Raw genomic sequence first — 22,856 nt, forward strand, 5'->3', positions numbered from 1 at the left:
CCGGAGCCGCCCGGGCGAGTTGCTCGCTGCTTGACGCCGCCCACCCCGCGTCATCGTCGGCGGAAGTAGTCGCGGTTGAGCGCGGCGTCGCGCACCAGGTCCGGCGGGAGCTCCTCCTCGGGGTAGATCGCCTCGACGGGACAGACCTCCAGGCAGGCGTCGCAGTCGATGCACTCCGCCGGGTTGATGTAGAGCTGGCGGGTGGTGCCGAACGCGCGGTCGCGCCGGTGGGGGTGGATGCAGTCCACCGGACAGACCTCGGTGCAGCTCAGGTCGAGGATGTCGACGCAGGCCTCGGTGATCACGAACGTCACTGCGCGGCCTCCGAGACCGCGCCGGCCGGCAACTCGGTCGACGACGGCGGTTCGGCCGACATCCGGGCGGCGCGCTCCCCGCGACGACGGGGCCGCCAGACCCGGAGGTACTGCGCGCCGACGTAGGACCCGACCACCAGGACCAGCGCGACCACCTGGGCGATGAGGGTCTCCCAGTTGCCGAACACCGAGAACCACTGCCCGGCCCAGCCGGGGATGTCCACGCCGGGGATCGGGGTGGTGCCGATCCAGCCGGCGAGCTGCATCTCGTTGATCTCCTCGCCGACCATCACCCACAGCACGACGACGAGCAGGCCGCCGGTGATCACCAGGAGCTTCTTGTACGGCAGTCGTTCGTGGAGGACGAACGTCAGCACGCCGACCGCGGCCGTGAAGAGTAGGCCCAGCGTGAGTCCCTCGAGCACCGTCGAGGAGCCGTACCGTTCCCGCAGGCCCTGCAGGAAGATGACGATCTCGAAACCCTCGCGGTAGACCGAGGTGAATCCCAGCAACGCCAGTCCGAGCACGGTCGCGCGCAGGGCGGTCTGCTCGTCGCGGGCGGCGCTCACCACGGATTTGCGTCGCTTGTTGTGGTGGGAGATCCAGCCGGTCCAGTACACGTTGTGGAAGAACCAGTTCATCACGACGAGCAGCACGATGATCGCCGGGATGCCGGTCGCGGCCTGCACGCCCAGGCCGTCACCGCCGAAGGTGTCGATCGCCCAGACGACGATGAACCACGTGGCGACGCTCGCCGCGATCCCGACCGCACCGCCGTAGGCGACGGGCTTGCGATAGGAACGGTTGCGTCCGAGGAAGCTCGCCGTCACCGCGGCCAGCACCAGGATGCATTCCAGGCCCTCCCGGAAGACCAGCACGGCGCTGTTGAGCACGACCGCGGTAGGGCTGAGCTGGACGCTCGGATCCGTCGGGTCCGGGTTGCCGTCGCCGCCGTGCCAGCCCAGGATCACCGTCACGACCGCGACGGCGAGCGCTACTCCGGTCCAGATCAGCAACGCCGTCCGGGATCCCTGGGATTGCGCCGATCGGCCCTGACCGTCCATTTCCGCCGACTCCCTCTGCTGGCCCGATCCTCGGATGAGGTGAGGCTAACCATAGTGAGCGCCGCGGAATGTGCCAGTCCCGACCGCACATCTCGTCAATTCCATTCGCGTCCCGAGAAATGGCAACGCCGAGGGAAAATCCGGCGTATCGACAGATGACGGATATCAACGGCGACGTCGCGCCCACCCCCGTACGGCGGCTTCTCGCGGGGCCGATACTCTGACGATCGCTTGAGCATGCACGGTGCTCGGCTCCGGTGACCGCCCGCCGCTCACCGCGATCGGAGAGGACCACGAAGAACGTCGACGGAGAGGTGCGGTCGTGATCACGCTGGGCGTCATCCTGCTGATCGTGGGGTTCCTGCTGCACATGCCGCTGGTCTGGGGCATCGGAATCCTGCTGTGCATCTTCGGGCTGATCTTCGCGGTGCTGGGCGCCCTCGGGCGACTGGTGTTCGGTCGGCGTCACTTCTTCTGACCATGCCGCAGTGGCCGGTGCACGCCCGTCACACGCGCCTCGTCGCGCGGCGGCTGCGACTGCCGATGGCCGGGCTCGCGCTGCTCGGCGCGGTCGTCGTCACGGGGCTGGGCCTGTACTTCTCGGGGGACACCCGCGCGGGCCACACCGACCGTGCCGTCGCCGGCCTCGTGCGGGTGCACCGCGGCGTCGCGCGAACCGTGGAACTCGGGTTCGCCGACCTCGGCAACCCGCTGCCCGTCGCGGCAGCCCTCCTGCTGCTCGCCGCCGTGGCCTTCGCCGCCCGCGGACCCCGCGGGCTCGCGCTCGCCCTGCTCGGGCCACCCCTGGCCATGGTCACGACCTCGTTGGTGCTCAAGCCACTGATCGACCGCACGCGCGGCGGCGAGCTGGCCTTCCCGAGCGGACACACCACGGCCGTCGCGTCGATGTCCGTCGCGGCGGGCACGCTGCTGCTCGGCTGGGTGGTCGTCCCACGGGTGCTCCGGTGGGCGGGGGCGGTGCTCCTCGCCCTGCTCGCGGTCGCGGTCGGGCTCTCCATGGTCGGCCTGGGCGCCCACTACCCGACCGACACGGTGGGCGGGACCGGGGTCGCGCTCGCCGTCGTCCTGGTCGTCGCCCTCGCCGTCGACGCGATCGCCGACCGGCGCCCCGGACAACGCATTCGCGGCAGAGCGCCGGACGGGGCGGATATCGCCCGCGGACGACCCGGGACGGACGTCTCCGTAGAGCAGTGACAATCGGAGCGAGAGGCTCCGATCGTCGCATCGATCGATTCGGCGACCAGACGGAGTAGGACGCCGCGAATCAGCATGGAACGTCCGATCCGAATGCGGCCATATTACGCGATGGAAACATCGTTTAACGCACATGCAATGCCGCGCGCCCACCATTTTCGCACTCGGGACGGCGCGAAGATCCATTGATGTGATTCATTTCATGTCCGCCGTCCGGGATCTGGATCTGCCTGACGACGGCGAGGGTGGTGCGTGTGATGGTGCCTTATCCCGACTGGCTCAATGCCGGGGACAACGGCTGGCAACTCGTCGCCGCGACCCTCGTGGGCCTGATGAGCATCCCCGGGTTGGCGATCCTCTACGGCGGGATCGTCCAGCGGAAATGGGCCGTCAACACGATGATGATGGCCTTCACCGGGTTCGCCGCGGTGCTCGTCGTCTGGTTCCTGTGGGCGTTCAAGATGGGGTTCGGCGAGCCGCTGAACATCGGGCCGGGGATCCTGTCGGAGATCGTCGGGAAGCCCGGTCCGACGCTGGGCACCGACGCGGCGGCCCAGGCCGACATCCCGATGCTCGACTCGTTGATGCCGAAGCTGCACTTCCCCGAGTCGACCCTCGCGTACTTCCAGTTCGTGTTCGCCGGGATCACGCCGCTGCTGTTCCTCGGCAGTGTGATCGGGCGGATCAACTTCAAGGTATGGCTGATCTTCGTCCCGCTGTGGTCCACCTTCGCCTACGGCGTGAACGCGTTCCTGATCTGGGGCGGCGGGTTCTGGGGCCAGCAGGGGGCGCTGGACTTCTCCGGCGGGTACGTCATCCACCTCGCTGCCGGGACCTCCGGCTTCGTCGCCGCCGCCGTCGTCGGGCCCCGTCTGGCCCGGGACCGGTCACGACCGCTCCCGAACAACCTGCCCATGGCCGCGGCGGGCGCCGGGCTGCTCTGGTTGGGCTGGAACGGCTTCAACGGCGGTGACCCGTACTTCGCGGGCACCGACGCCGCGACCGCGGTCGTGAACACCAACGTGGCCTGTGCGGTCGCGGTCCTGGTCTGGGTCGCGATGGACATGATGTTCGGGGTCGACCGCAAGCCCACGTTCCTCGGAGCGGTCAACGGGATGATCGTCGGCCTGGTGGCGATCACGCCCGCAGCCGGCTACGTCGACGGGTTCGGCGCCCTGCTCATCGGGCTGATCCCGTCGGTGCTGGTCTGGCTGTCGTGGAACCGGCTGGCCCGCCTGCGACCGTTCTCGAAGGTCGACGACGCCCTCGGTGTGGTCCACACCCACGGCGTCGCGGGGCTGCTCGGCGGGATCATGGTCGGGCTGCTCGCCGACCCGAACGTCGTCGAGTACATCGGTCAGGGCAGTACGTCGAGCGTGTCCGGGACCGGTCTGTTCTTCGGCAACCCGAAACAGCTGCTGATCCAGCTCGGCGCCGCGCTCACGGTCATCGTGTGGGACGCCCTCGTCACGTTCGTGCTGCTCAAGCTGATCGGCCTGGTCCTCCCGCTGCGCATGCCCGACAGCGATCTCGAGACCGGCGACCTCGCCGCGCACGACGAGGAGGCCTACCCGCAGGAGGGGCTGCTCGTGGGCGCGGGCGCCCCGGTGCCGCCGCGCGCCGGAAGCCTCACCGCGGACACCGAGGCGGGCCGACACCGGGGCGGGGCCCTCGTGCACGAGGGCCCCGAGCCCGGCGAGCCGCCGCCGGCGGACGCCACCCCGGAGGCCGGAGCCGGTCCCGCGGGGTGAGCCGGGCCGGTTCCACGGAGGAGGACGCGTGATGAAGCTGATCACGGCGGTGGTCACGGAGGACCACGTGAACTCCGTGGCGCAGGCGCTGAACGCCTTCGACGTGCCGCCCGCGGTCATCTTCTCGGTGCTCACGCCGACCGCGGTGCGGCGGTGGGAGACCTATCGCGGTCACCCCCGGCCCGTCGACGTGGTCGAGAGCGTCCGGGTGGAGATCGTCGCGGACGACGACGACACCGGTGACATCGTCCACGCCATCCGCAGCGCGGCCGACTCCGGACCGGGCTGGCTGTGGGTGACGGCGGTCGACCCGGCCTCGCGGCTGGAAGCCGCGGACTGCCCGGAGCGGGCCCCGGTCCCCCGTCACGACGGCGGCGGCGAGCCGGGGCACCGGAGGAGCTGACGCCGATGGGGACCGGAACTCCCGGGGTCTCGCCGTGGTCGACGGTCCCGCCGCCGGGGCCGCCGTCGCACCGGGTGCGAGTCCTGGTCGCGGTGGCCGTCGGGCTCGGGATCGTCCTCCTGCTGGCGGTCGTCGGCTGGGCGCTCGCCGACCCCGGCGGCTTCCGTTCGGGGGACGGCTGCATCGACGTGACCTACCCCAGCTCGACGGGTGGCGCGCTGATCCACCGCTGCGGTGACGCCGCCCGGGACGTGTGCCTGCAGGCCGGCACGACGGCGGGTCGGCTCGCCGAGCTGACCCGCCGCGAGTGCCTCGCCGCGGGGCTCCCCTCGGTCGCGTCGACGCCCGGCCCGGTCGTCACCAGCTCCGGGCGGTGAGGGCCTGCCTGACCTCGGCCGACGTCGGACGGCCCGGCCCTGACCCCGGAGCGTCCCGGGCACGGGGCAGGATGTGCGGACGTGCGCGTCGCCTCCGGGACCGACTCCGACACCGAGCCGATCGATGCCCAGGAGCCGCCCGGTCAGGAGCCGTCCGGGCAGCACCGGCGAGGGCCCCGACGCCGTCGGTGGCCGACCCGGGTGTCGATCGCCCTCCTCGTCGTCGTCGTGCTGCTCGGGGCGGTGTCGGCCCCGTCGCTGTGGGGGGCGCTGACGCGTCCGGGCAACGACAGCGTCGCGGCACGGCTGGCGGAGTGGGGCCGCGACCACGGGCTGGGCCCGGTGGTCACGTGGCTCGAGCAGCGCCAGTACGACCTGCACCAGCCCCCGACCGGAGGCGTCCCACCGGGCGGTATCCCCGCCGCGGCCGGCCCCGAGCCGGACCGGCCCGGCGGGCAGACCGCGCCGGTACCGATGCCCCCGCCCGCGGGCCTCTCCCCGCTGCCCGGCGAGGGGGTGTGGCACACCGTGGTGTCGACCCCGCACGGCGACGCCGTGCGCATGGCCTCGGTCCGCCCGGACGCCGCGCACACCTCGTTCGTGGTCGGCGTGCTCTGGCTGGATCCGACGCTCGTGCGTGGCGTGCTGCACCCCGGGACCGAGGATCCCGGCGGCCGCTGGACCACGCCGACGTCGGTCGACACCGCCGAGCAGCGCACCGTCGTCACCGCCTTCTCCGCGGGGTTCCGGCTCCAGGGCGACAGCCACGGCGGCTGGTACGCCGAGAACCGTGAGGTGCGCCCGCTCGTCCCCGGCGCGGCCAGCCTGGTGATCCGACGGGACGGCTCCGTCGACGTCGGGGCCTGGGGCTCCGAGGAGCGGATGGGTCCGGACGTGGCCTCGGTGCGCCAGAACCTGGTCCCGCTCGTGGACAACGGAGCCGTGACCCCGACGTGCGCCACCGGCGGCACCGCGGAGTGGGGCTCCACCGTCGGGCAGGCCGCGTACATCCACCGCTCGGCCTTCGGGGTCACCCCGACCGGCGCGATGGTCTACGTGGGCGGCCCGGCGCTCTCGGTGTGCACGTTGGGAGACCTGCTGCGCTCCGCCGGCGTGGTCCGGGGCATGGAGCTCGACATCAACCCGGCGTGGGTCTCCGGGGCGTACTTCCACCCCGACGGGGCGTCGCGCCCGAAGGCGTTCAAGCTCTTCCCCGACGAGCAGATCGGCGCGCAGCACTACCTGGAGACCTCGAGCCGCGACTTCGTCTCGTTCGACCTGCGCTCGGTCGGCGACACCACGCCGAGACCGCCGACGCCGGCCCGTGCCCCGTCGCGCCACCGGGTCCCCACGCACCGCACCTGAGTCGTCCGGCGGGCACCGCGGACGACCCCCGACCTCGATAATCAAATGATTGTGCGAGTATCTGACCTCTGAAGCGACCGGCGAGGCCGGGCGACGGAGGCAGGTGGGTCATGGCGTCGAACGAGGGGGACCGCCCCGGCGGGCCCCGTCGCGGCGACACCCGTCCCGACGGCAAGGACGCCCCACGGCCGGGACAGCCTCCCGGGTTGCCGCGCCAGTCGCCCGGGTCACCCCGCCCGTCGCCCGGGCGGCCGGGACAGCCTCCCGGGTCGCCGCGCCAGTCGCCCGGGTCACCCCGGCAGGGACCCGGGCCGCCGCCCGGCCGACGTCCGGGACCGCCGCCCCCGCAACGCCCGGAATCCCCACCGCCCCGGCCCGCGCCTCCGCGACCGGCGGGGCCGCCTCCCCCGCCCATCGGCGCGCGCAGCCCCGGACCCACCCCGACACGGGCGGCCCCCGCATCCCGGCCCGAGCCGGACCCCGGTTCGTCCGGTCCCGGAGGACCTTCTCTCCTCCACCGCGTCCGGCGCGCCGCGACGAAGCGCGTCCTGCTGCTCGTCCTCGCGGGCGCGTCGGTGCTGCTGCTGCTCGCCGGAGGCGGCATCTATCTCGCGGCCCGCTCGATCGACTCCGGACTGAGCCGCGTCGACGTCATCTCGCCCTCGATCGACTCCGCGCTCGGCACCGACCAGAACATCCTGCTCGTCGGTCTGGACACCCGGACCGACAGCTTCGGCAACCCGCTCCCGGCCGACGAGCTCGCCGCCCTGCACGCCGGGGGCGGCGACGACGGCGGCGACAACACCGACACGATCATGGTGCTGCACATCCCCGGCGGCGGCGGACCGGCGACCGGGTTCTCGATCCCGCGCGACTCCTACGTCGCCCTCCCGGACGGCTTCGGCACCCACAAGATCAACTCTGCGTACACGTACGGGCAGAACGCCGCCCACCAGCAGCTGGCCCAGTCCGGCGTGAGCGGCAACCAGCTCGCGGTCCGGTCCGGAGCCGCCGGGGCGAAGGCGACGATCAGCGCCGTCCAGTCCCTCACCGGACTCACGATCACCCACTTCGGCGCGGTCAACCTCGCGGGATTCGCCGACATCAGCACCGCCGTCGGGGGCGTGCCGGTCTGCCTCAACGCCAAGGTCGACGACTCGTTCTCCGGGGCGAACTTCCCGGCCGGCCCGCAGACCGTCTCGGGAGCGCAGGCCCTCGCGTTCGTGCGCCAGCGCCACGGCCTGCCCGGCGGCGACCTCGACCGCGTCCGACGTCAGCAGGTGTTCCTCTCGAGCATGGCCCACACCGTGCTCTCGTCGAACACGCTGACCGACTCCACCGAGCGCGACGCCCTGATCGCCGCCGTGGACAAGGCCCTCACCGTCGACCAGTCGCTCGACGTCCTCAGCCTCGCCGAGCAGGTACCCGGCCTCAGCTCCGGCTCGATCGGCTTCCACACCATCCCGATCGTGAACGCCGCCTACGAGACCCCCGACGACGGCGAGGCGGTGCAGGTCGACCCGTCGGCGGTCCAGAAGTTCATCGCCGACACCGACTCGGGCCGCTCGGGCACTAGCTCGCCCGCGCCCTCCACCGCACCGGCGCCGTCGGGCGGCTCGTCGTCGGCAGCCGCGGCGTCGAAGACCAGCGCCGCACCGGCCGTGCCGTCGTCGGACGCGGGAACCGCGGGCTCGACGGTGCCCTGCGTGAACTGAGGCGGTGACGGTCGATGGGCGGCGATGCTGAAGCTCGGCTGAAGGACCGTGCCGGGCGTCGTGGCTTCTCAGCGACGCCACAGCAGCGAGGGCGAGCGTCGCCGTCGTCGGCTCCTTCCCCCGAGCCGCCGACTCTCCCCGCTCCCGCCCGACCGATCAGAGGTGGATCATGAACGACGCTCCCCGGGCCTCGACCTCCTCCCCCACCGACCGCTCCCGGCGGCGTCGTCCCGTTCGCCGGGCGGCCTCGGTCGGCGTCGTGGCGGTGGCCGCCGCGCTGACCCTCGCCGGGTGCTCGGCGAGCACCCCGGCCTCCTCCGCGGCGGCGCCCGCCGCTCACGCGCGAGGCGCCGGGAACGGCGTGCGCGGCACCATCAAGGCCGAGAACGGGTCCACGTGGACCGTCGCCGCCCGCAACGGCAAGCAGTACACCGTCGACGTCACCGCGACCACCCAGTACGGCACCAAGGCCGCGCCCGCGACGGCGGCGCAGTTCCCGGTCGGCGCCCAGGTCACGGTCACCGGGTCGGTCTCCGGCACGACGGTGACGGCCACCCGCGTCGCCGCTCCGCGGGCCCCGCGGGCCGGCGCGAGCTCGACGGCGGCCCCCACGCCCGCCTGACTGGCACCGGGTCCCGTCGCCGGTCGGGTCAGCTCGGCCGGGGAGAGTCGGTGACGCGCTCCGGGACGACGTGGCGCTGCCGGTCGACGCCGACCTCCACGGCCGCCTGCCCGTAGACCAGCATCTCCCGCTGGTAGGCACGGAGCCCGGCGACGGTGTCGTCGGTGCCGGTGAGGTGCTCGAGCAGGGTCGCGGCGTCGCGCAGGGCGGTGGCCAGGCCGTTGCCGCCGCTGGGAAGGGTCAGGTGGGCGGCGTCGCCGAGCAGCGTCACCCGCTCGGTGTCCCACGGCGGCAACGGCCGGTCGAGCAGCTTCGGGGTGACCATCCAGCCGTTGTGCGCACTCGAGTGCTCGATCAGGTCGCGGACCAGCGGGTGCCAGCCCTCGATCAGCCCGAGCACCGTGTCGCGGGCATCGGTGCCGGTGACGGTCTGGTCGGCCTTGCGACGGGCCGCCTCCGCGACGGGGTGGTCCGGCGGCAGCATCAGCAGCCAGCGCAGGTAGCTCTCGGTGGCGGGGAGCTCCGGTGAGGCGTACGACGGCGGGGTCCGGAACAGCATCGGGGCGACGGTCAGGTTCAGGCCGGGTGCCTCGATCCTCGCGCCGCTCCCGGACGCCAGGAGCGCGAATCGGTCGTCCACCGGGGTCCGCCCCATCGCCGCGACCAGCTCCGAGCGCACGAACCCGATCTCCGGGTGGAGCTGGCCACGGACGCCGGAGAACGCGCCGTCGGCACCGACGACGACGTCGCCCACGTCGGCACTGCCGTCGTCGAACACGACCCGCACGCGGTCGCCGTCCTCCTCGACGCGCGAGAAGCGGCGACCGAACGTGACGCGCTCCGCGATCCCGTGCATCAGCACGTGGCGCAGCACCGCCCGGTCGACCGGATGCAGGTCATCGCTCGCCGCGGTGGCCCAGGTACCGAGGGTCTCGAGACGGTGGTCGTACCGGGTCGTCGGTCCGTGCAGCTCGCCGCTCGTGGCCTCCGCGAGGGCGAGCACCGGCTCGGGCAGACAGGCTCGCAGCGACGCCCATCCCGCGTTGTTCAGCAGGATCCGGTAGCCCTGCGAGCGGGCGTCGAGAGCGGCGTCCCGCTCGTACACGACGACGTCGGTCCCCGCCCGGTGCAGACCCTGGGCGAGGGCCAGGCCGGCCGGGCCCGCCCCGATCACCACGACACGCAACGGACCGGACATGGTCGACTCCTCGGAAGCTAACAGTGTTTGCGCAAACAGTGTTAGCCTCACTGTTCCCGGCCGTCAAGCAGGGGGAGGAGCCCGGATGTCACGGCGTGACGAGGTGCTGCTGGCCGCGCTCGATCTGCTCGACGAGGTGGGTCTCGACGCGCTGACGACGAGGCGGCTCGCGGCCCGGCTCGGCATCCAGGCGGGCTCGCTCTACCGGCACTTCGACAGCAAGCGCGCCCTGCTGGACGCCATGGCCGGCCATCTCCTGCGGGGCGTCGCCGAGGATCCTCCGGCCGACGACGAGCCGTGGGAGGACGCGGTCCGCCGCGTCGTCTCCCGGATGCGCGCCGCGATGCTCTCCCGGCGCGACGGGGCCCGGCTCCTCACCACCTTCCACGGGCCACCCGAGATCGGCGAGCGCCTGGTCGAGGGTCTCGTCGGCCGGCTCGTCGCCGCCGGGAGGCCACGCGAGGACGCGGCCGTCGCCGTGGACACGCTCCTCGGTTACGTCAACGGCTTCAGCATCGAGGAGCAGGAGCACGACGACCTCGGCCCCGACGCGCGCTTCCCCGCCGGCGTCGAGCTCATCCTCGCCGGGATCCGCGGGCAGCTCGCCGACTCGGTACCGAGCACGACCCCGGCCCGCCCGGAACCCGACGATCAGGACCTCGGGATGCACCTGCGCCCGATGGTGCACGTCGAGGACATGTCCGCGTCGGTGACCTTCTACGAGCGACTCGGCGCAACGGTGCTGCACGGCAGCCGCGACGGGGACTGGGCACTGCTCGCGCTCGGCGAGGCCCGCATCGGGCTGCTGGCCCACCCGCCCAACCCCGAGCAGCGCGGGGGCCTCGTGGAGCTGAACTTCGAGGCGACCGAGCCGCTCGACGTGCTCGAGGCCCGCCTTCGAGCCGACGGGATCACGATCACGAGTCCCACCAGCCACGCGTCGTTCGGCCGCCAGCTCCAGCTGACCGCCCCCGACGGCCTGCTGATCAAGATCGACGAGCTCGCTCCCGACCTCTACGCCTGAGCGCTCGCCCGGAAGAAGGCCTCGAGCATCGGGACGTCGGAGATCAGGTTCTCGGCCGCCGTGATCTGATCACCGTCCACGGAGAACACGATCACGACCTGCTCGTCGAGCGCCGCCTCGCCTCGACGCCCCGTGTTGTGCAGGAGCACCGCGACGCGGTCCCAGCCCTCGAGGAGGTACTGCAGCTCGATCGACACCCCGCCGGCGGCGACCGCCTGAGCCCGCTCGACGACGGCGTCGGCGCCCTCGGCGACCCCCGAGATCCCGGTGCGGCCGGGCACGCTCCACGTCGCGGTCGGAGCGAGGACCGCGCGCATCCGGTCGAAGTCGTGGTCGATCAGGCCGGCGAGGAACCCTTTCACCAGGTCCTGCTGCGTCAACGTCGACCTCCACGCGTCGGGAGATTCCGGACTACCCGTCCCGACGGCGAGCGCAATCGGACCGGTGCGGTCACACTGATCACCGGGGGGACACCATGAGTCGAAGCCTGTCGTGGCGCACCATCGCACTGCTGGCCGTGCTGGCGGTGGTCGTGATCGGCGGCGTGTGGATCGATGCCGCGACCGGGCACCGGGACACGGTGGCAGCGGTCGGGATCTGTCAGGACGCGGCGACCAGCCGACGGGTCCCCGACCAGCAGTGCACCGGCGGCCACCCCGGTGACCGGTGGGTCTACTACCCCGCCGGCAGCACCGCCCCCGGAGTCGGTGGTGTCGCCGCCGGCGGCGCCCTCACCCCGCCGTCGAGCGGCGGGGCGGTCAGCACCGGCGGCGAGTCCGAGGACGGCGGTGAGGTCGGGAGCCAGTCCGGTGCCGGATCGAGCGGTGGGTCCGGTGGCGGCGAGGGCGGCGAGGGCGGCGGTGGTGGCTCGGGGGGCAGCTCCGGTTCCGGCTCCGGTTCCGGCGGAGGCGGAGGCGGGGGCGGCGGCGGCGGCGGCGGCGGCGAGTAGCCGTAACGGCGCCGCGGTCGGCGTCGATGACTCGGTTGAGCCCGGCGGACCGCCGGACCCCCGACCTGGCGGCCCCCGGGCTCGATCTCTTCTCGCATGTTTCTGCAGTGATGGTGCATCGACGGGCTGGGGAGCCTCGTCGACGCACCCGGCCCGGGTTCGACCGTTGGGGCGGTCGACCCGGGCTTTTCTGTCAGCGCGGAGCGCCGCTCCCCGAACTGCTCACGGCCCCCCGTGCGGATGTGCAGGACACTCGGCGACCAGGCCGGGGCCGACGAGGGAGCACCATGACGATCCGCACCAGGGGCGCCCATGTCCCGGTTCCCGTCGGGATCGTCGACCCGTGATCGGTCACCGGATCACGGCGGCCGTCCTGCTCGCGGTCGCCCTGCTCGTCGGCGGGTGCGCCTCCCCGAGCCCGCCCGGGCCGGCCGCCCTGGGGCCGCCCCGGCCCGGCGTGCGCCCCGCCGCCTCGCCGGCCGATTCGCCCCCGCTGACGGTCCCACCGGCCGGCACGGTGATCCCGGTCGGCGCCGGCGCCGAGGGCGTCGCGGTCGACCCGGCCACCCACACCGTCGCGGTCGGCGCCCACGACCCCGACCAGCTGGTCCTCGTCGACGCCCGCACCGGACAGGTCCGGGGCCGGACGACCCTGCCCGGACACCTGCGCCACCTGCAGAACGGCCCGCCCGGCACGCTGCTGGTGCCCGACGAGGACTCGAACCAGCTGCTCACGGTCGCCCTGCCCGCCGGCGCGATCACCTCGAGCCTGGTCACCGGGATCTCGCCGCACTACGTGGTCACCGCGCCGGACGGCACCCTGTTCGTGGCCAACGAGGCCGGGCATTCCGTGGCGGTCGTGCGCGGCGGTCGGGTCGTCGCGTCGCTGCCCGACGCCGTCATGCCCGGCGGCATGGCCCTGGGCGGCGGCCGCCTCGGGCTGGTCGACGTCGCCTCGGACACCCTCACTCTCTACGACACCAGCACGCTGGCCCGGCTCACCACCGTGGCGCTCGGCGACGGGCCCACCCACGAGGTCGCCGACGACCACGGCCACCTCATCGCCGCCGACACCCGCGGCGACGCGCTGCTGGTCGTCTCCCCGCAGCTCCCGCCCCTGCTCCAGGCCCGGCTGCCCCTGGCCGGATCGCCCTACGGCCTCGCCGTCGACACCCCCCGCGACCGGCTCTGGGTCACGCTCACCGGGCGCAATCAGCTCGTCGGCTTCGACACCCGGACCGACCCGCCCCGCGAGATCGCCCGGTACGCGACCGTGCGGCAGCCGAACACCGTCGCCGTCGATCCGACCAACGGCACCCTCTACGTCACCGGCGCGACCGACGGCGTCCTGGAGTCCGTCCCGGGTCCGCCCTGATCGCGGCGGCCGCCGCGACAGTCACGGAGTGACGATGGCGAAGCCGGGGTCGGGAGGGTCGACGACCGCCAGCAGGATCGTCAGGACGTCCCCGACCCCGTCGATCGCGAGTCTTCCCGACCCGGTGAGGGCCTCGACCGTCGTGGCGCCGCCGAGGAGTGCGAGCAGATCGGCTCGGGTCACGCCCACCCGGGCGTCGGACCCGCCCCGGACCGTGCCCTCGCCATGGGTGAGGACACCGTTGGCGAGCCGGGACCAGTAGGCGACGCCGTCGACGGTCCAGTCGACCGCCACGGCGTGGTCCCATGCCTTCGGGCCGTCGATCTGGATGGCGAGGCTGTCGAAGAGCTGCTCGAGGTTGAGCTGGGCGATCATGTCAGGAGACGCGGTCACGGTCGGCGTACCGGGCGTGCTGCCGCGGAGCTCGGCGGCGCCGCTGAGGAAGAAGTTGCGCCACGTCCCGTTCTCGGCGCCGAACCCCAGTTGTTCGAGCGAGGCGGCCTGCAGCTCGCGGGCCTCGGTGTTCGTGGGCTCGGCGAACACCAGGTGCCCGACCAGCTCGGCCACCCATCGGAAGTCGCCGGCGTCGTACGCGCGTCGGCCGGCGGCCAGGACCGCGTCCGGTCCGCCGATGGCCTCGACGTAGCGGCTGCCGGCGGGCTCGGGCGGGTGGCGCCAGAGGTTGGCGGGATTGCCGTCGAACCAGCCCATGTAGCGCTGGTAGACCGCCTTGACGTTGTGGCTGATCGATCCGTAGTAGCCGTGGGCGTTCCAGGCTCCCTCGAGGGCGGGCGGGACCTCGAGCATCTCGGCGATCTCGGCGCCGACGTAGCCCTTGTTGATCAGCCGGAGAGTCTGGTCGTGCTGGTAGGCGTAGATGTCCCGCTGATCGGACAGCAACCGCACGATGCGGTCCCGCTCCCAGGTGGGCCAGTGGTGGGAGGCGAACTCGACGTCCGTGGTGTCGGCGTACAGGTCGATGGCCTCGGTCAGGTAGTGGGCCCAGGCACGCGGGTCGCGGACGAGGGCGCCGCGCAGGGTGAGCAGGTTGTGCAGGGTGTGGGTGGCGTTCTCGGCCATGCACAGGGCGCGCCGTTCGGGGAACTGGAAGTTCATCTCGGCGGGGGCCTCGGTGCCCGGAGTGACCTGGAACGTGATCCGGACGCCGTCGAGGACCTCTTCCTGGCCGGTGTGCGTGACGTCCCTGGTCGGCGGGATGAGCGTGACGGTGCCGGTGGAGGTGGTCATGCCGAGACCGGCGCCCATCTGGCCCGCGGGGCCGGCGGGGAGGGACGCGCCGTACATGTAGGCGGCGCGCCGGCTCATGGCGACGCCGGCGTAGACGTTCTCGGCGACGGCATGCTCCAGGAAGCCCCGCGGCGCCAGGACCGGGACCCGACCGGCGGCCACCTCGTCGCCGGAGACGACGCCGCGCACGCCGCCGAAGTGGTCGACGTGGCTGTGGGTGTAGATCACGGCGGTGACGGGCCGGTCGCCGCGGTGCTCCCGGTAGAGGCGCAGGCCCGCCGCCGCGGTCTCGGTGGAGATGAGCGGGTCGATGACGATGACGCCGCGGTCGCCCTCGACGACGGTCATGTTCGACAGGTCGAGCCCACGGACCTGGTAGATGCCCTCGGCGACCTCGAAGAGTCCGTGCATGGCCACTAGCTGGGCCTGGCGCCACAGACTGGGGTTGACGGTGTGGGGCCGCGGCGTGGCGAGGGCGGGGGTCCAGGTCTCGGCGTTCCAGACCACCCGGCCGTCGTCGGCGTGGACCAGGCCCTCGGGGATCGTGCCGAGGTATCCGCGTCGGGCGTCGTCGAAGGCCGCGTCGTCGGCGAACGGGAAGCGGGACTCCAGCGCGGAGGCGGCGGCCACGATCTCGGGGCGCGCGGTGGAGGGGTCGTCGTCGTCGGCCACGGTGTCCTCGTCCTGTCGAAGCGGGCGCCTCCGATCGCGGAGGCGAGGTCCCCCGAGGCTTGCGGTACCGAGCGGTCCTCGCCTCATCCGTCGCGGGTGGGACGCGGAGCCCCGTGGTCACCTATCGTCGGACGACGGCCGGAGCGGCCGGCGGGGAGACACACGTGGGCGTAGATCCGATCGACGACGACGAGTCGTCCCCCGGCGCGGTGCCGTCGCTCGAGGCCGTGCTGGAAGCGGCCGCCCGACGCGACCAGCGATTCCGGGAAATGGTGGCCGTGGTGGCGCACGGTCCGGGGGTCCTGCCGCCCGGGGTCCGCGAGTCGCTGATCGTCGGGACGGCACCGCCGGAAGGGCTGGCCGCGTTCGTCGCGAAGGTCGCCGACGGCGGTCTCGCCGTCACCGATGAGGACGTGACGGCGTTGCTCGCGGCGGGCTACGACGAGGACGCCGTGTTCGAGTGCGTCATCGCGGTGGCGGTGGCCGCCGGCGGGGCCCGGCTGCGGACCGTGGAGAAACTGCTGGGGGCCTCCTCGTGATCCGCCTCCAGGCCATCCGTCGAGGTCGGGGGCTGCGGGCCCGGGTGATGGGGCTCCTGCTGCCGCTCCTCTCGGGCGGCACCGCCCCCGGCTTCGTCAAGGTCCTGCTGTTCCGGCCCGAGTTCTTCGGCACGCCCTTCGGCCGCTACGCCGAGGCCGTCCTCCGCGGACCGGGACGCTGGACGGTCGGCGAACGGGAACTGTTCGGCGCCACGGTCTCCGCGGGCAACGCGTGCGGCTACTGCACCGGGGTCCACCGACAGATCGCCGCGGAGAGCCTCGGTGAGCCCACCGTCGAGGCGCTGGTCGACGGGACCGGTCACGTCCCGGCCGGCGTCGATCCCGCCGTTCCGCTGATGACCGCGTTCCTCCGGCGGCTCTCCCACGACCCCGACGGCCTGACGACTGCGGACGTGGCCGACCTGCGTGCGGCCGGGATCGGCGACGACGCCATCCGGGAGGCGGCGCACGCGGCCGCCCTGCTCGAGATCGGCAACCGGGTGAACACCGCGCTCGGCGTCGATGCGATGGACGACGAGGGGAACCGGCGCACCGCGGCGATGCTGCTGCGCCGCGGGTACGACCTCTGACCTCAGGGACGCGTGCGTTCGTCGACGACGCGGCGGGCCTTGAAGGTGGTCTCGGGCAGGGTCCCGGGCTCGAGCAGGGTGACCGGGACGCGGATGTTCACGTGGCGGCGCAGGGCGTCCTCCACGCGACCGACCAGCTGCTCCCGCCGCGCGTCCCGTTCGGCGTCGGACAGATCGCCGAGCGCGCCCGACGCGCCGTGCGACAGCTCGGCCTCCACCCGGAGCTCGTCGAGGGCGCCGACGGTGCTCACGCGGATCCGGAACTCGGGGCCGAGCTCGGCGACGGTCCGCAGCCCGGTCTCCACGGCGCTGGGGAAGACGTTCGCGCCACGGACCACGAGCATGTCGTCGAGACGCCCGAGGATGCCTTCGGGCAGGCGGGGATAGGTCCGCCCGCACGGGCAGGGGTCGGTGGCGAGGTAGGTCTCGTCGCCCGGCGCGAAACGGATCATCGGCTGCGACTCGCGCCAGAGGTGGGTGTAGACGACGGCGCCGCGCTCCCCCACCGGGATCGGCCGGTTGAGGTCGTCGGCGGCCACGACCTCGGTGAAGACCTCGTCGGTGTGGAGGTGGGTACCGGTCCCGGCCTCGCAGCCGACGCTGGTCTGGAACGGGTACATCTCCGACGTCGAGCCGGCGTCGCTGGCGATCGCGCCCCAGCCCTCTTCGATGATCTTGCGGGTGCCGGGGAGGCTGCCCCCGGGTTCGCCACCGACGAGGATCCGCCGGACGGTGCCCGGAGCGAGGTCGATGCCGAGGCGTTCGGCCACCGAGAGCAGGTGGATGCAGTACGACGGCGTCGCGCTGAAGACGGTCGCGCCGAGCCGGGTGATGAGCTCGAGGTGCCGCTCGGAATCGGTCACGCCGAGGGGGAACACCGTCGCGCCGATCCGCTCCGCGCCCTGCACGACGCCCCAGCCCCCGAAGAACAGACCGAAGGGGAAGCCGACCTGCACGAGGTCGTCGGGCCGGATCCCGGCACACCACTGGGCCATGGCGTGGACGTCGGCGGCCCGCTTCCAGTCGCCGTGGGAGACCGCGTACATCGTGGGCGTCCCGGACGTGCCCGAGGAACCGTGGACCCGGGCGATCTGCCCGGGCACGAGCGGCGGCGTGTAGCTCCCGAACGGCGGGTGCTCCGCCTGGTCCGCCACCAACATCTTCTTGGTGATGATCGGGACCTTCGTCGTGAAGTCCTCGAGCGAGCGCACGTCGTCGGGGTGGAAGCCGTGCGCGTCGTAGTGGCGCCGGTAGAACGGCAGGTCGCGGTAGGCGTAGTGCAGCTGCTGCCGGATCCGCTCGAGGATGATCCGGTCGCGCTCGGCCGGCGGCCGGGTCTCGCGGTCGGCGTCCCAGAAGCGCGGGAACCCGCGGTCGTCGGAGAGCGCGGCGGGAGCCGGCCGGGCGTCGGTGGTCATGTCGCCGCGGGACGCGCGACGAGCCCCTGGGCCTCGGCCACGTCCCAGTAGGAGTGCAGGCCCCGGACGTGCTGGCCGCCGTCGACCGGGATGAGGTGCCCGGTGATCCGAGCCGAAGCCGGGGAGGCGAGCAGGAACAGCGCCACCTCGGCGATGTCCTCGGGCTCCTGGTGGCGGGGCGGGCTGACGAAGGTGCGGTCGAGGAACTCCTGGCCGATCTGGCCGACGGTGAAGCCGGCCCCGAGCGGGGTGTTCACGGTCCCCGGGCCGATCGCGTTGGCGCGGATCCCGTGGCGCCCGAGCTCCCCGGCGGTGACCTTCGTGAAGTTCATGATCCCGGCCTTGGCGGCGCAGTAGTGCCCGAGCCCGTCGGTGGCCGCGATCGCGTTGAGGGACGAGATGTTGACGATCGCCCCTCCCGTGCCGGCGGCGACGGCGCGCCGGGCGAAGGCCCGGGTGCACAGGAACGTGCCCTTGAGGCACGTGTCGACGATGAGGTCCCAGTCGTCCTCGCTGGTGTCGACGATCAGCGCGAGCGTCGCGGTGCCGGCGTTGTTGACCAGGTACTCGACGGTGCCGAAGCGGGACTCGGCGAGGTCGAACGCGGCCTCCACGTCGGCGGCCACCGCGACCGAGCCCTCCGACCAGGTCAGACGCTCGCCGCCCGCGAGCTCGGCATCGGCGGCCTTGATGTTCTCGGGCGAGATCTCCAGCCCGACGACGTTGGCGCCGCCGGCGAGCAGGGCGGCCGCGATCCCCTTGCCGATGCCGCTGCCGGCACCGGTGACCACGGCGGTGTGACCGGACAGTTCCATGACGACTCCTCGGACGGGGTGGGCGCGGCGGGACCGGCGCCGCGGGGGGACGGCGCCGGTCCCGCCACGAGCGGGGGAGCAGGTCGTCAGCCGGCGCTGCCCTTGGTGTTCCAGCCGCCGTCGACCGGGAGGATCTCGCCGGTGCAGAACGCGGCGTCGTCGGAGAACAGGAAGGCCGCGGCGGCCGCGATGTCCTCCGGGGTGCCGAGCCTCGGGATGATGTGCGCGGCGACGAAGTTCTCCCGCATGCTCTCGGTGATCCCGGCGAGGATCGGGGTGTCGATGGTGCCCGGGCAGATGCAGTTGATCCGGACGCCCCGGGGCCCGTACTCCATCGCGGCCTGCTGGGTGAGGCTCACGACCCCGCCCTTGGCCGCGGAGTAGGCCGCGAGGTTCTCCAGGCCCTTGAGCGCGGCCATCGACCCGATGTTGACGATGCTGCCGCCGCCCGCGTCGATCATCCGCGGGATGGCGGCCTGCATCCCGAGCCAGACCCCGCGCAGGTCGGTGCCGACCACGTGGTCCCAGCCGTGGTCGTCGAGGTCGACGACGGTGTCCGGGCCGAACGTGTTGGTGACCCCGGCGATGTTGCCGAGCATGTCGAGCCGGCCGTACTCGCCGATCGCCTCGTCGAGCAGCCGCTTCCAGTCGCCGCGCTGGCGGGTGTCCATGACGACGTGGGAGGCCCGGCCGCCGTCGGCGACGATCTGCTTGGCGGTGGAGTCGTCGTCCTGCAGGTCGCCGATGACGACGGCGGCACCCTCGGCCGCGCAGCGCAGCGCCACCGCGCGCCCGATCCCCTGCACCCCGCCGGTGACGACCGCGACCCGGTCCTGCAGTCGGACGATCCCGGCTGCCATCAGGCGATCCCGAGCGCGACGTTGGCCATCTTCTGACGGCGGGCCATCCGCTGGTTGTCCTGGAACTGCGGCATGACGTAGCGCGCGAACATCTCCAGCGACCGGTTCCACTTGTCGGTGGTGACCCAGTCACGACAGTTGATCAGCAGCGTGCCGAAGCCGCCGGTCTCCTCCTCCAGCTCCTTGAGCTGGCGGGTGCACTCCTCGGGGCTGCCGACGATCCAGGGGATGTTCTCGACCATCCAGTCGAGCGTGAGGTCCTGGTCGGTCATCCCGTCGCCGATCTTCATCAGGGCGCCCAGACCGAGGCCGAACAGGTAGTCGTAGGAGCGCTTGACGCCCTCGCGGATGTCGCGCAGCGCCTGGTCCTTGTCGTCGGTCACGTAGACCTCGCGCACGATCCGCCAGTTCTCGCGCGTCACGGCCTCGGGGATTCCCGAACGGTTGCCCGCCTCCAGCATCGCGGCGCCCATCGCCTTGAGGTCCGGGGCGTCCATGTACGTGCCGTTGTCGGTGGGTGCGAAGTGCACGGACAGCGGCTTCCACCCCTTCTCGCCGCACTTCGCGTAGTTGTGGGTGCCGGTCAGTCCGGCGATCGCGAACGGCGGCACGTCCTGGTAGGGGCCGACCTGGAGCTGGCGGTTCTCGTACTTCCAGTACACGCCTTCGTAGCTGACCGGGTCCTCAGACGTCAGCAGCTGCCAGATGATCTCCAGCGCCTCGTTGGTCCGCGGCGACGCCTCGGAGGGCTCGAGGCCGAAGAGCGCCTTGTCGGTGGGCAGCCCGCCGCCCCCGAACCCGTACTCGAGCCGGCCGTGGGTGAGGTGGTCGAGGAACGCGAGCCGCTCGGCCACCATGAACGGGTCCTGGTACGGCAGGTTCACCACGCCGGTTCCCAGCCGGATGGTGTGTGTGAGCGCCGACGCCTTCGCGATCATGAATTCCGGGACCGGGACGTTCTCGAACCCACCGGTGTGGTGCTCCCCGATCCAGAACTCCGAGAAGCCGAGCCGCTCGGCCTCCACCACCGCGGCGATGTCGCGGTCGTAGGAGAGCGTCCAGTTCTCGATCGGCGGATGTTCCGGCATGGTGAAAAAGCCGAACTTCATCGGTCGGTCCTCCTGCTCGGCGCGAGCGCGGCTCAAGGGCGGGATCGGTTGCCAAACATTGGTTTGCCAACGGGGCCTGGCTCACTGTGGTCCGGCTCACCCCCGAGTGTCAAGCGCCCCCACGGAGCCCCACTCGACCCCGGTCGAGCCGGGTCACGCCGACGGGAGCCGGTGTTGTTACCCGACCCGCGGTTTGTTTTCATGGTCGGAGTCGAGCCGCGGGACCTGCTCGACGCCAACGTCGGTGTCGTCACGGAGCTGGAGGCACGATGACCCTGCAGCCCCTCGACCTCGAACACGCCGATCTCCTCGGCGACGAGGCGGTGGCCGACCCGTATCCCCTGCTCGGCGCGCTGCGGGAGCACGACCCGGTGCACTGGAGCGCGAAGTACCGCTCCTGGTTCATCACCCGTCACGACGACGTCGCCGACGCCCTGCGGGACGAACGCTTCTCCTCCGACCGGATCACGCCGTACCGCCGGGCGAAGCTCGACCGGGACGACGCCGACCCCGGCGTGCGGGCCGCGTTCGGCGTCCTCGAGGACTGGATGGTCTTCAAGGACCAGCCCGACCACAAACGGCTGCGCCGGCTGCTCAGCCGGGCCTTCACCCCGCGCGCCGTGGCGCTGATGACCCCGCGGGTCGAGGAGATCGCGACGACGCTCCTGCGCGAGGCCACCGACCGACCGGCGTCCGACGGCGTCGGCACGGTCGACCTCATCGGCGAGTACGCCTACCCGCTCACCGCCTCGGTGATCGCCGAGATGCTCGGGGTCCCGCGCGAGGACCGCGAGCAGTTCAAGAGCTGGTCCGACCAGATCACCGGTCTGGTCTTCGGCGGCATGGGGGACTCGTCCCGCCACACCACCGGCGCGGACGGGATGGCCGAACTGACCTCCTACCTCGCCGCGCTGGTGAAGGACCACGAGCGCCGGCCGGCCGACGACCTGATCTCGGCGATGATCAGCGCCCGCGACGACCGGGACGCGCTGAGCCACGACGAGGTCATCGCGACCGGGGTCCTCCTGCTCTTCGCCGGGCACGAGACCACCACCAACCTCATCGGCAGCGGCATCCTGGCCCTCCTGCAGCACCCGGAGCAGCGCTCGATCCTCGACGCCCGCCCCGAGCTGCTGGGGAACGCCGTCGAGGAGATCCTCCGGTTCGACGGGCCGGCCAAGACGGTGGCCCGCGTGATGGGCGCCGACGTCGAGCTGCGCGGACGCACCCTGCGTCGGGGCGAGCGGGTGTTCCTCAGCCCGTCCTCCGCCAACCGCGATCCGCGGGTGTTCGAGCACCCGGACTCCCTCGACATCACCCGCGACCGGAGCGGCCAGCTCGGCTTCGGCGTGGGGATGCACTACTGCCTGGGCGCCCCGCTCGCCCGGCTCGAGGCCTCGATCGCCGTCCCCCGGGCGTTCGAGCACCTGCCGGGGCTGCGCCTGGGCGACGAGCCCCTGCGCTGGCACCCCGTGCTCCTGTCCCGGGGCATGGGAAGCTTCCCCGCTCGATACGACGCGCGCTGACCCGGAGGACCCATGCCTCGCCCCAGCCGCTGGCCGGAGCTGCTCCACGCCGCCGGGCAGGAATTCCGCGAGCACGGATACGAACAGGCGACCCTCGAAGGCATCGCCGCCCGCCTCGGGATCCTCAAGGGCAGTATCTACAACTACGTGTCGAGCAAGGAGGAACTCCTCCTCGCGGTCGTCGAGCAGCCGGCCCGGGCGCTGCTCGACGAGCTCGAGAGCCTCCGCGCCGATACCGAGAGCGGCGTGGCCGTGCGGCTGCGCGAACTGGTGAGGATGCAGATTCGCATCTTCAGCGAGTACTACCCGGCTGCTTTCGTCTACCTGCAGCACCTCGGCCATCTCGAGGCGTCCCCGCAGTTCGCCGAGTTCAAGCAGATGGACGCCCGGTACATGGCCGCGGTCGAGGCGCTCGTCGCCGAGGGCGCCGCGAACGGCGAGTTCTCGCTGGCCGCCGAACCCCGGGTCGTCGCCCGCGCGATCGTCGGCATGATCGACTGGATGCAGCACTGGTTCACGCCCCACGGCGAGGAGGAGGACCTCCGGCTGGCCGACCAGTTGTTCGCACTCGCCCTCGGGGGCCTCGCCGCCGGCGGCAGCATGCGCGCGATGCTCGGCGCCCTGCCCGATCCCCTCACCCGGATCGAGGTCGAGACCCGCCGCTGACGCGGGAACCCGGAATACCGGACGCGGTGGAGGCGGATCGG

Annotated in this window: 24 protein-coding genes; 15 read left to right on the plus strand and 9 right to left on the minus strand. The window is 72.5% G+C overall.

All coding sequences use genetic code 11. The features are described 5' to 3' along the window. Nucleotides 1-50: 50 nt before the first annotated feature. Both LQ327_RS01440 and LQ327_RS01445 read right to left on the minus strand, forming a co-directional pair. On the minus strand, nt 51-314 hold the full coding sequence (locus LQ327_RS01440) for a 4Fe-4S dicluster domain-containing protein (RefSeq protein ID WP_230729745.1): 264 nt from the start codon (nt 312-314) through the stop codon (nt 51-53). Continuing rightward, nucleotides 311-1,330: an FTR1 family iron permease gene (locus tag LQ327_RS01445; RefSeq protein ID WP_230729746.1), complete on the minus strand. Its 1,020-nt coding sequence runs from the start codon at nt 1,328-1,330 to the stop codon at nt 311-313. The genes LQ327_RS01440 and LQ327_RS01445 overlap by 4 nt, the downstream gene beginning before the upstream one ends. A gap of 370 nt (nt 1,331-1,700) precedes the next feature. Between LQ327_RS01445 and LQ327_RS01450 the strand changes: the two genes are divergently transcribed. The 8 genes from LQ327_RS01450 (at nt 1,701) to LQ327_RS01485 (ending at nt 8,826) form a co-directional block, all read left to right on the plus strand. Further along, nucleotides 1,701-1,856 (plus strand): hypothetical protein, encoded by a 156-nt coding sequence (locus LQ327_RS01450; protein WP_230729747.1) that lies wholly within the window; start codon nt 1,701-1,703, stop codon nt 1,854-1,856. 2 nt (nt 1,857-1,858) lie between these two features. After that, nucleotides 1,859-2,593 (plus strand): phosphatase PAP2 family protein, encoded by a 735-nt coding sequence (locus LQ327_RS01455; protein WP_230729748.1) that lies wholly within the window; start codon nt 1,859-1,861, stop codon nt 2,591-2,593. 257 nt (nt 2,594-2,850) lie between these two features. After that, complete coding sequence (locus LQ327_RS01460) at nt 2,851-4,344, plus strand: ammonium transporter (protein ID WP_230729749.1); 1,494 nt, start codon at nt 2,851-2,853, stop codon at nt 4,342-4,344. Between the two features lie 31 nt (nt 4,345-4,375). Then, on the plus strand, nt 4,376-4,747 hold the full coding sequence (locus tag LQ327_RS01465; RefSeq protein WP_230729750.1) for a P-II family nitrogen regulator: 372 nt from the start codon (nt 4,376-4,378) through the stop codon (nt 4,745-4,747). A 5-nt stretch (nt 4,748-4,752) separates the two neighbouring features. Beyond that, nucleotides 4,753-5,124, plus strand: coding sequence for a hypothetical protein (locus LQ327_RS01470; protein WP_230729751.1), 372 nt, complete (start codon nt 4,753-4,755; stop codon nt 5,122-5,124). Nucleotides 5,125-5,205: 81 nt separating this feature from the next. Beyond that, nucleotides 5,206-6,489 (plus strand): hypothetical protein, encoded by a 1,284-nt coding sequence (locus tag LQ327_RS01475; RefSeq protein WP_230729752.1) that lies wholly within the window; start codon nt 5,206-5,208, stop codon nt 6,487-6,489. A 575-nt stretch (nt 6,490-7,064) separates the two neighbouring features. Next, a complete protein-coding gene (locus tag LQ327_RS01480; RefSeq protein ID WP_230729753.1) occupies nt 7,065-8,204 on the plus strand; it encodes an LCP family protein in 1,140 nt (379 codons plus the stop codon). 169 nt (nt 8,205-8,373) lie between these two features. After that, nucleotides 8,374-8,826, plus strand: coding sequence for a DUF5666 domain-containing protein (locus LQ327_RS01485; RefSeq protein WP_230729754.1), 453 nt, complete (start codon nt 8,374-8,376; stop codon nt 8,824-8,826). Nucleotides 8,827-8,854: 28 nt separating this feature from the next. Here LQ327_RS01485 and LQ327_RS01490 read toward each other — a convergent pair whose 3' ends face one another. Beyond that, complete coding sequence (locus tag LQ327_RS01490; protein WP_230729755.1) at nt 8,855-10,024, minus strand: FAD-dependent oxidoreductase; 1,170 nt, start codon at nt 10,022-10,024, stop codon at nt 8,855-8,857. A gap of 85 nt (nt 10,025-10,109) precedes the next feature. On the opposite strand from LQ327_RS01490, the gene LQ327_RS01495 reads away from it, so the two are divergent. Next, nucleotides 10,110-11,048 (plus strand): TetR family transcriptional regulator, encoded by a 939-nt coding sequence (locus LQ327_RS01495; protein WP_230729756.1) that lies wholly within the window; start codon nt 10,110-10,112, stop codon nt 11,046-11,048. Here LQ327_RS01495 and LQ327_RS01500 read toward each other — a convergent pair. Beyond that, nucleotides 11,039-11,428, minus strand: coding sequence for a nuclear transport factor 2 family protein (locus LQ327_RS01500; RefSeq protein WP_230729757.1), 390 nt, complete (start codon nt 11,426-11,428; stop codon nt 11,039-11,041). The two genes, LQ327_RS01495 and LQ327_RS01500, sit on opposite strands and share 10 nt — an antisense overlap. A gap of 95 nt (nt 11,429-11,523) precedes the next feature. On the opposite strand from LQ327_RS01500, the gene LQ327_RS01505 reads away from it, so the two are divergent. Together LQ327_RS01505 and LQ327_RS01510 are read left to right on the plus strand one after the other, a co-directional pair. Further along, on the plus strand, nt 11,524-11,997 hold the full coding sequence (locus tag LQ327_RS01505) for a hypothetical protein (protein WP_230729758.1): 474 nt from the start codon (nt 11,524-11,526) through the stop codon (nt 11,995-11,997). A gap of 343 nt (nt 11,998-12,340) precedes the next feature. Continuing rightward, a complete protein-coding gene (locus LQ327_RS01510; RefSeq protein ID WP_230729759.1) occupies nt 12,341-13,372 on the plus strand; it encodes a YncE family protein in 1,032 nt (343 codons plus the stop codon). A gap of 21 nt (nt 13,373-13,393) precedes the next feature. Here LQ327_RS01510 and LQ327_RS01515 read toward each other — a convergent pair whose 3' ends face one another. Further along, a complete protein-coding gene (locus tag LQ327_RS01515) occupies nt 13,394-15,292 on the minus strand; it encodes an alkyl/aryl-sulfatase (protein ID WP_230729760.1) in 1,899 nt (632 codons plus the stop codon). Nucleotides 15,293-15,456: 164 nt separating this feature from the next. Between LQ327_RS01515 and LQ327_RS01520 the strand changes: the two genes are divergently transcribed. Together LQ327_RS01520 and LQ327_RS01525 are read left to right on the plus strand one after the other, a co-directional pair. Continuing rightward, nucleotides 15,457-15,831: a hypothetical protein gene (locus tag LQ327_RS01520; RefSeq protein WP_230729761.1), complete on the plus strand. Its 375-nt coding sequence runs from the start codon at nt 15,457-15,459 to the stop codon at nt 15,829-15,831. Next, nucleotides 15,828-16,421, plus strand: a complete 594-nt coding sequence (locus LQ327_RS01525; RefSeq protein WP_230729762.1) for a carboxymuconolactone decarboxylase family protein — start codon at nt 15,828-15,830, stop codon at nt 16,419-16,421. Before LQ327_RS01520 ends, LQ327_RS01525 begins: the two co-directional genes overlap by 4 nt. 2 nt (nt 16,422-16,423) lie before the next feature. Here LQ327_RS01525 and LQ327_RS01530 read toward each other — a convergent pair whose 3' ends face one another. From LQ327_RS01530 to LQ327_RS01545, 4 genes are all read right to left on the minus strand, one after another. Continuing rightward, on the minus strand, nt 16,424-17,839 hold the full coding sequence (locus LQ327_RS01530) for a phenylacetate--CoA ligase family protein (protein ID WP_230729763.1): 1,416 nt from the start codon (nt 17,837-17,839) through the stop codon (nt 16,424-16,426). After that, nucleotides 17,836-18,654, minus strand: a complete 819-nt coding sequence (locus tag LQ327_RS01535; RefSeq protein WP_230729764.1) for an SDR family NAD(P)-dependent oxidoreductase — start codon at nt 18,652-18,654, stop codon at nt 17,836-17,838. Before LQ327_RS01535 ends, LQ327_RS01530 begins: the two co-directional genes overlap by 4 nt. Before the next feature lie 86 nt (nt 18,655-18,740). Continuing rightward, the gene (locus LQ327_RS01540; RefSeq protein WP_230729765.1) at nt 18,741-19,514 is read right to left on the minus strand and encodes an SDR family NAD(P)-dependent oxidoreductase; all 774 of its coding nucleotides are present in this window, start codon (nt 19,512-19,514) and stop codon (nt 18,741-18,743) included. Further along, the gene (locus LQ327_RS01545) at nt 19,514-20,623 is read right to left on the minus strand and encodes an LLM class flavin-dependent oxidoreductase (protein WP_230729766.1); all 1,110 of its coding nucleotides are present in this window, start codon (nt 20,621-20,623) and stop codon (nt 19,514-19,516) included. Before LQ327_RS01545 ends, LQ327_RS01540 begins: the two co-directional genes overlap by 1 nt. A gap of 269 nt (nt 20,624-20,892) precedes the next feature. On the opposite strand from LQ327_RS01545, the gene LQ327_RS01550 reads away from it, so the two are divergent. Continuing rightward, the gene (locus LQ327_RS01550; RefSeq protein ID WP_230729767.1) at nt 20,893-22,149 is read left to right on the plus strand and encodes a cytochrome P450; all 1,257 of its coding nucleotides are present in this window, start codon (nt 20,893-20,895) and stop codon (nt 22,147-22,149) included. 12 nt (nt 22,150-22,161) lie between these two features. After that, on the plus strand, nt 22,162-22,815 hold the full coding sequence (locus LQ327_RS01555; protein WP_230729768.1) for a TetR/AcrR family transcriptional regulator: 654 nt from the start codon (nt 22,162-22,164) through the stop codon (nt 22,813-22,815). Nucleotides 22,816-22,856: the final 41 nt, after the last annotated feature.

Origin of the sequence: Actinomycetospora endophytica, from assembly GCF_021026375.1 — a bacterium.
Lineage (GTDB): Bacteria > Actinomycetota > Actinomycetes > Mycobacteriales > Pseudonocardiaceae > Actinomycetospora > Actinomycetospora endophytica.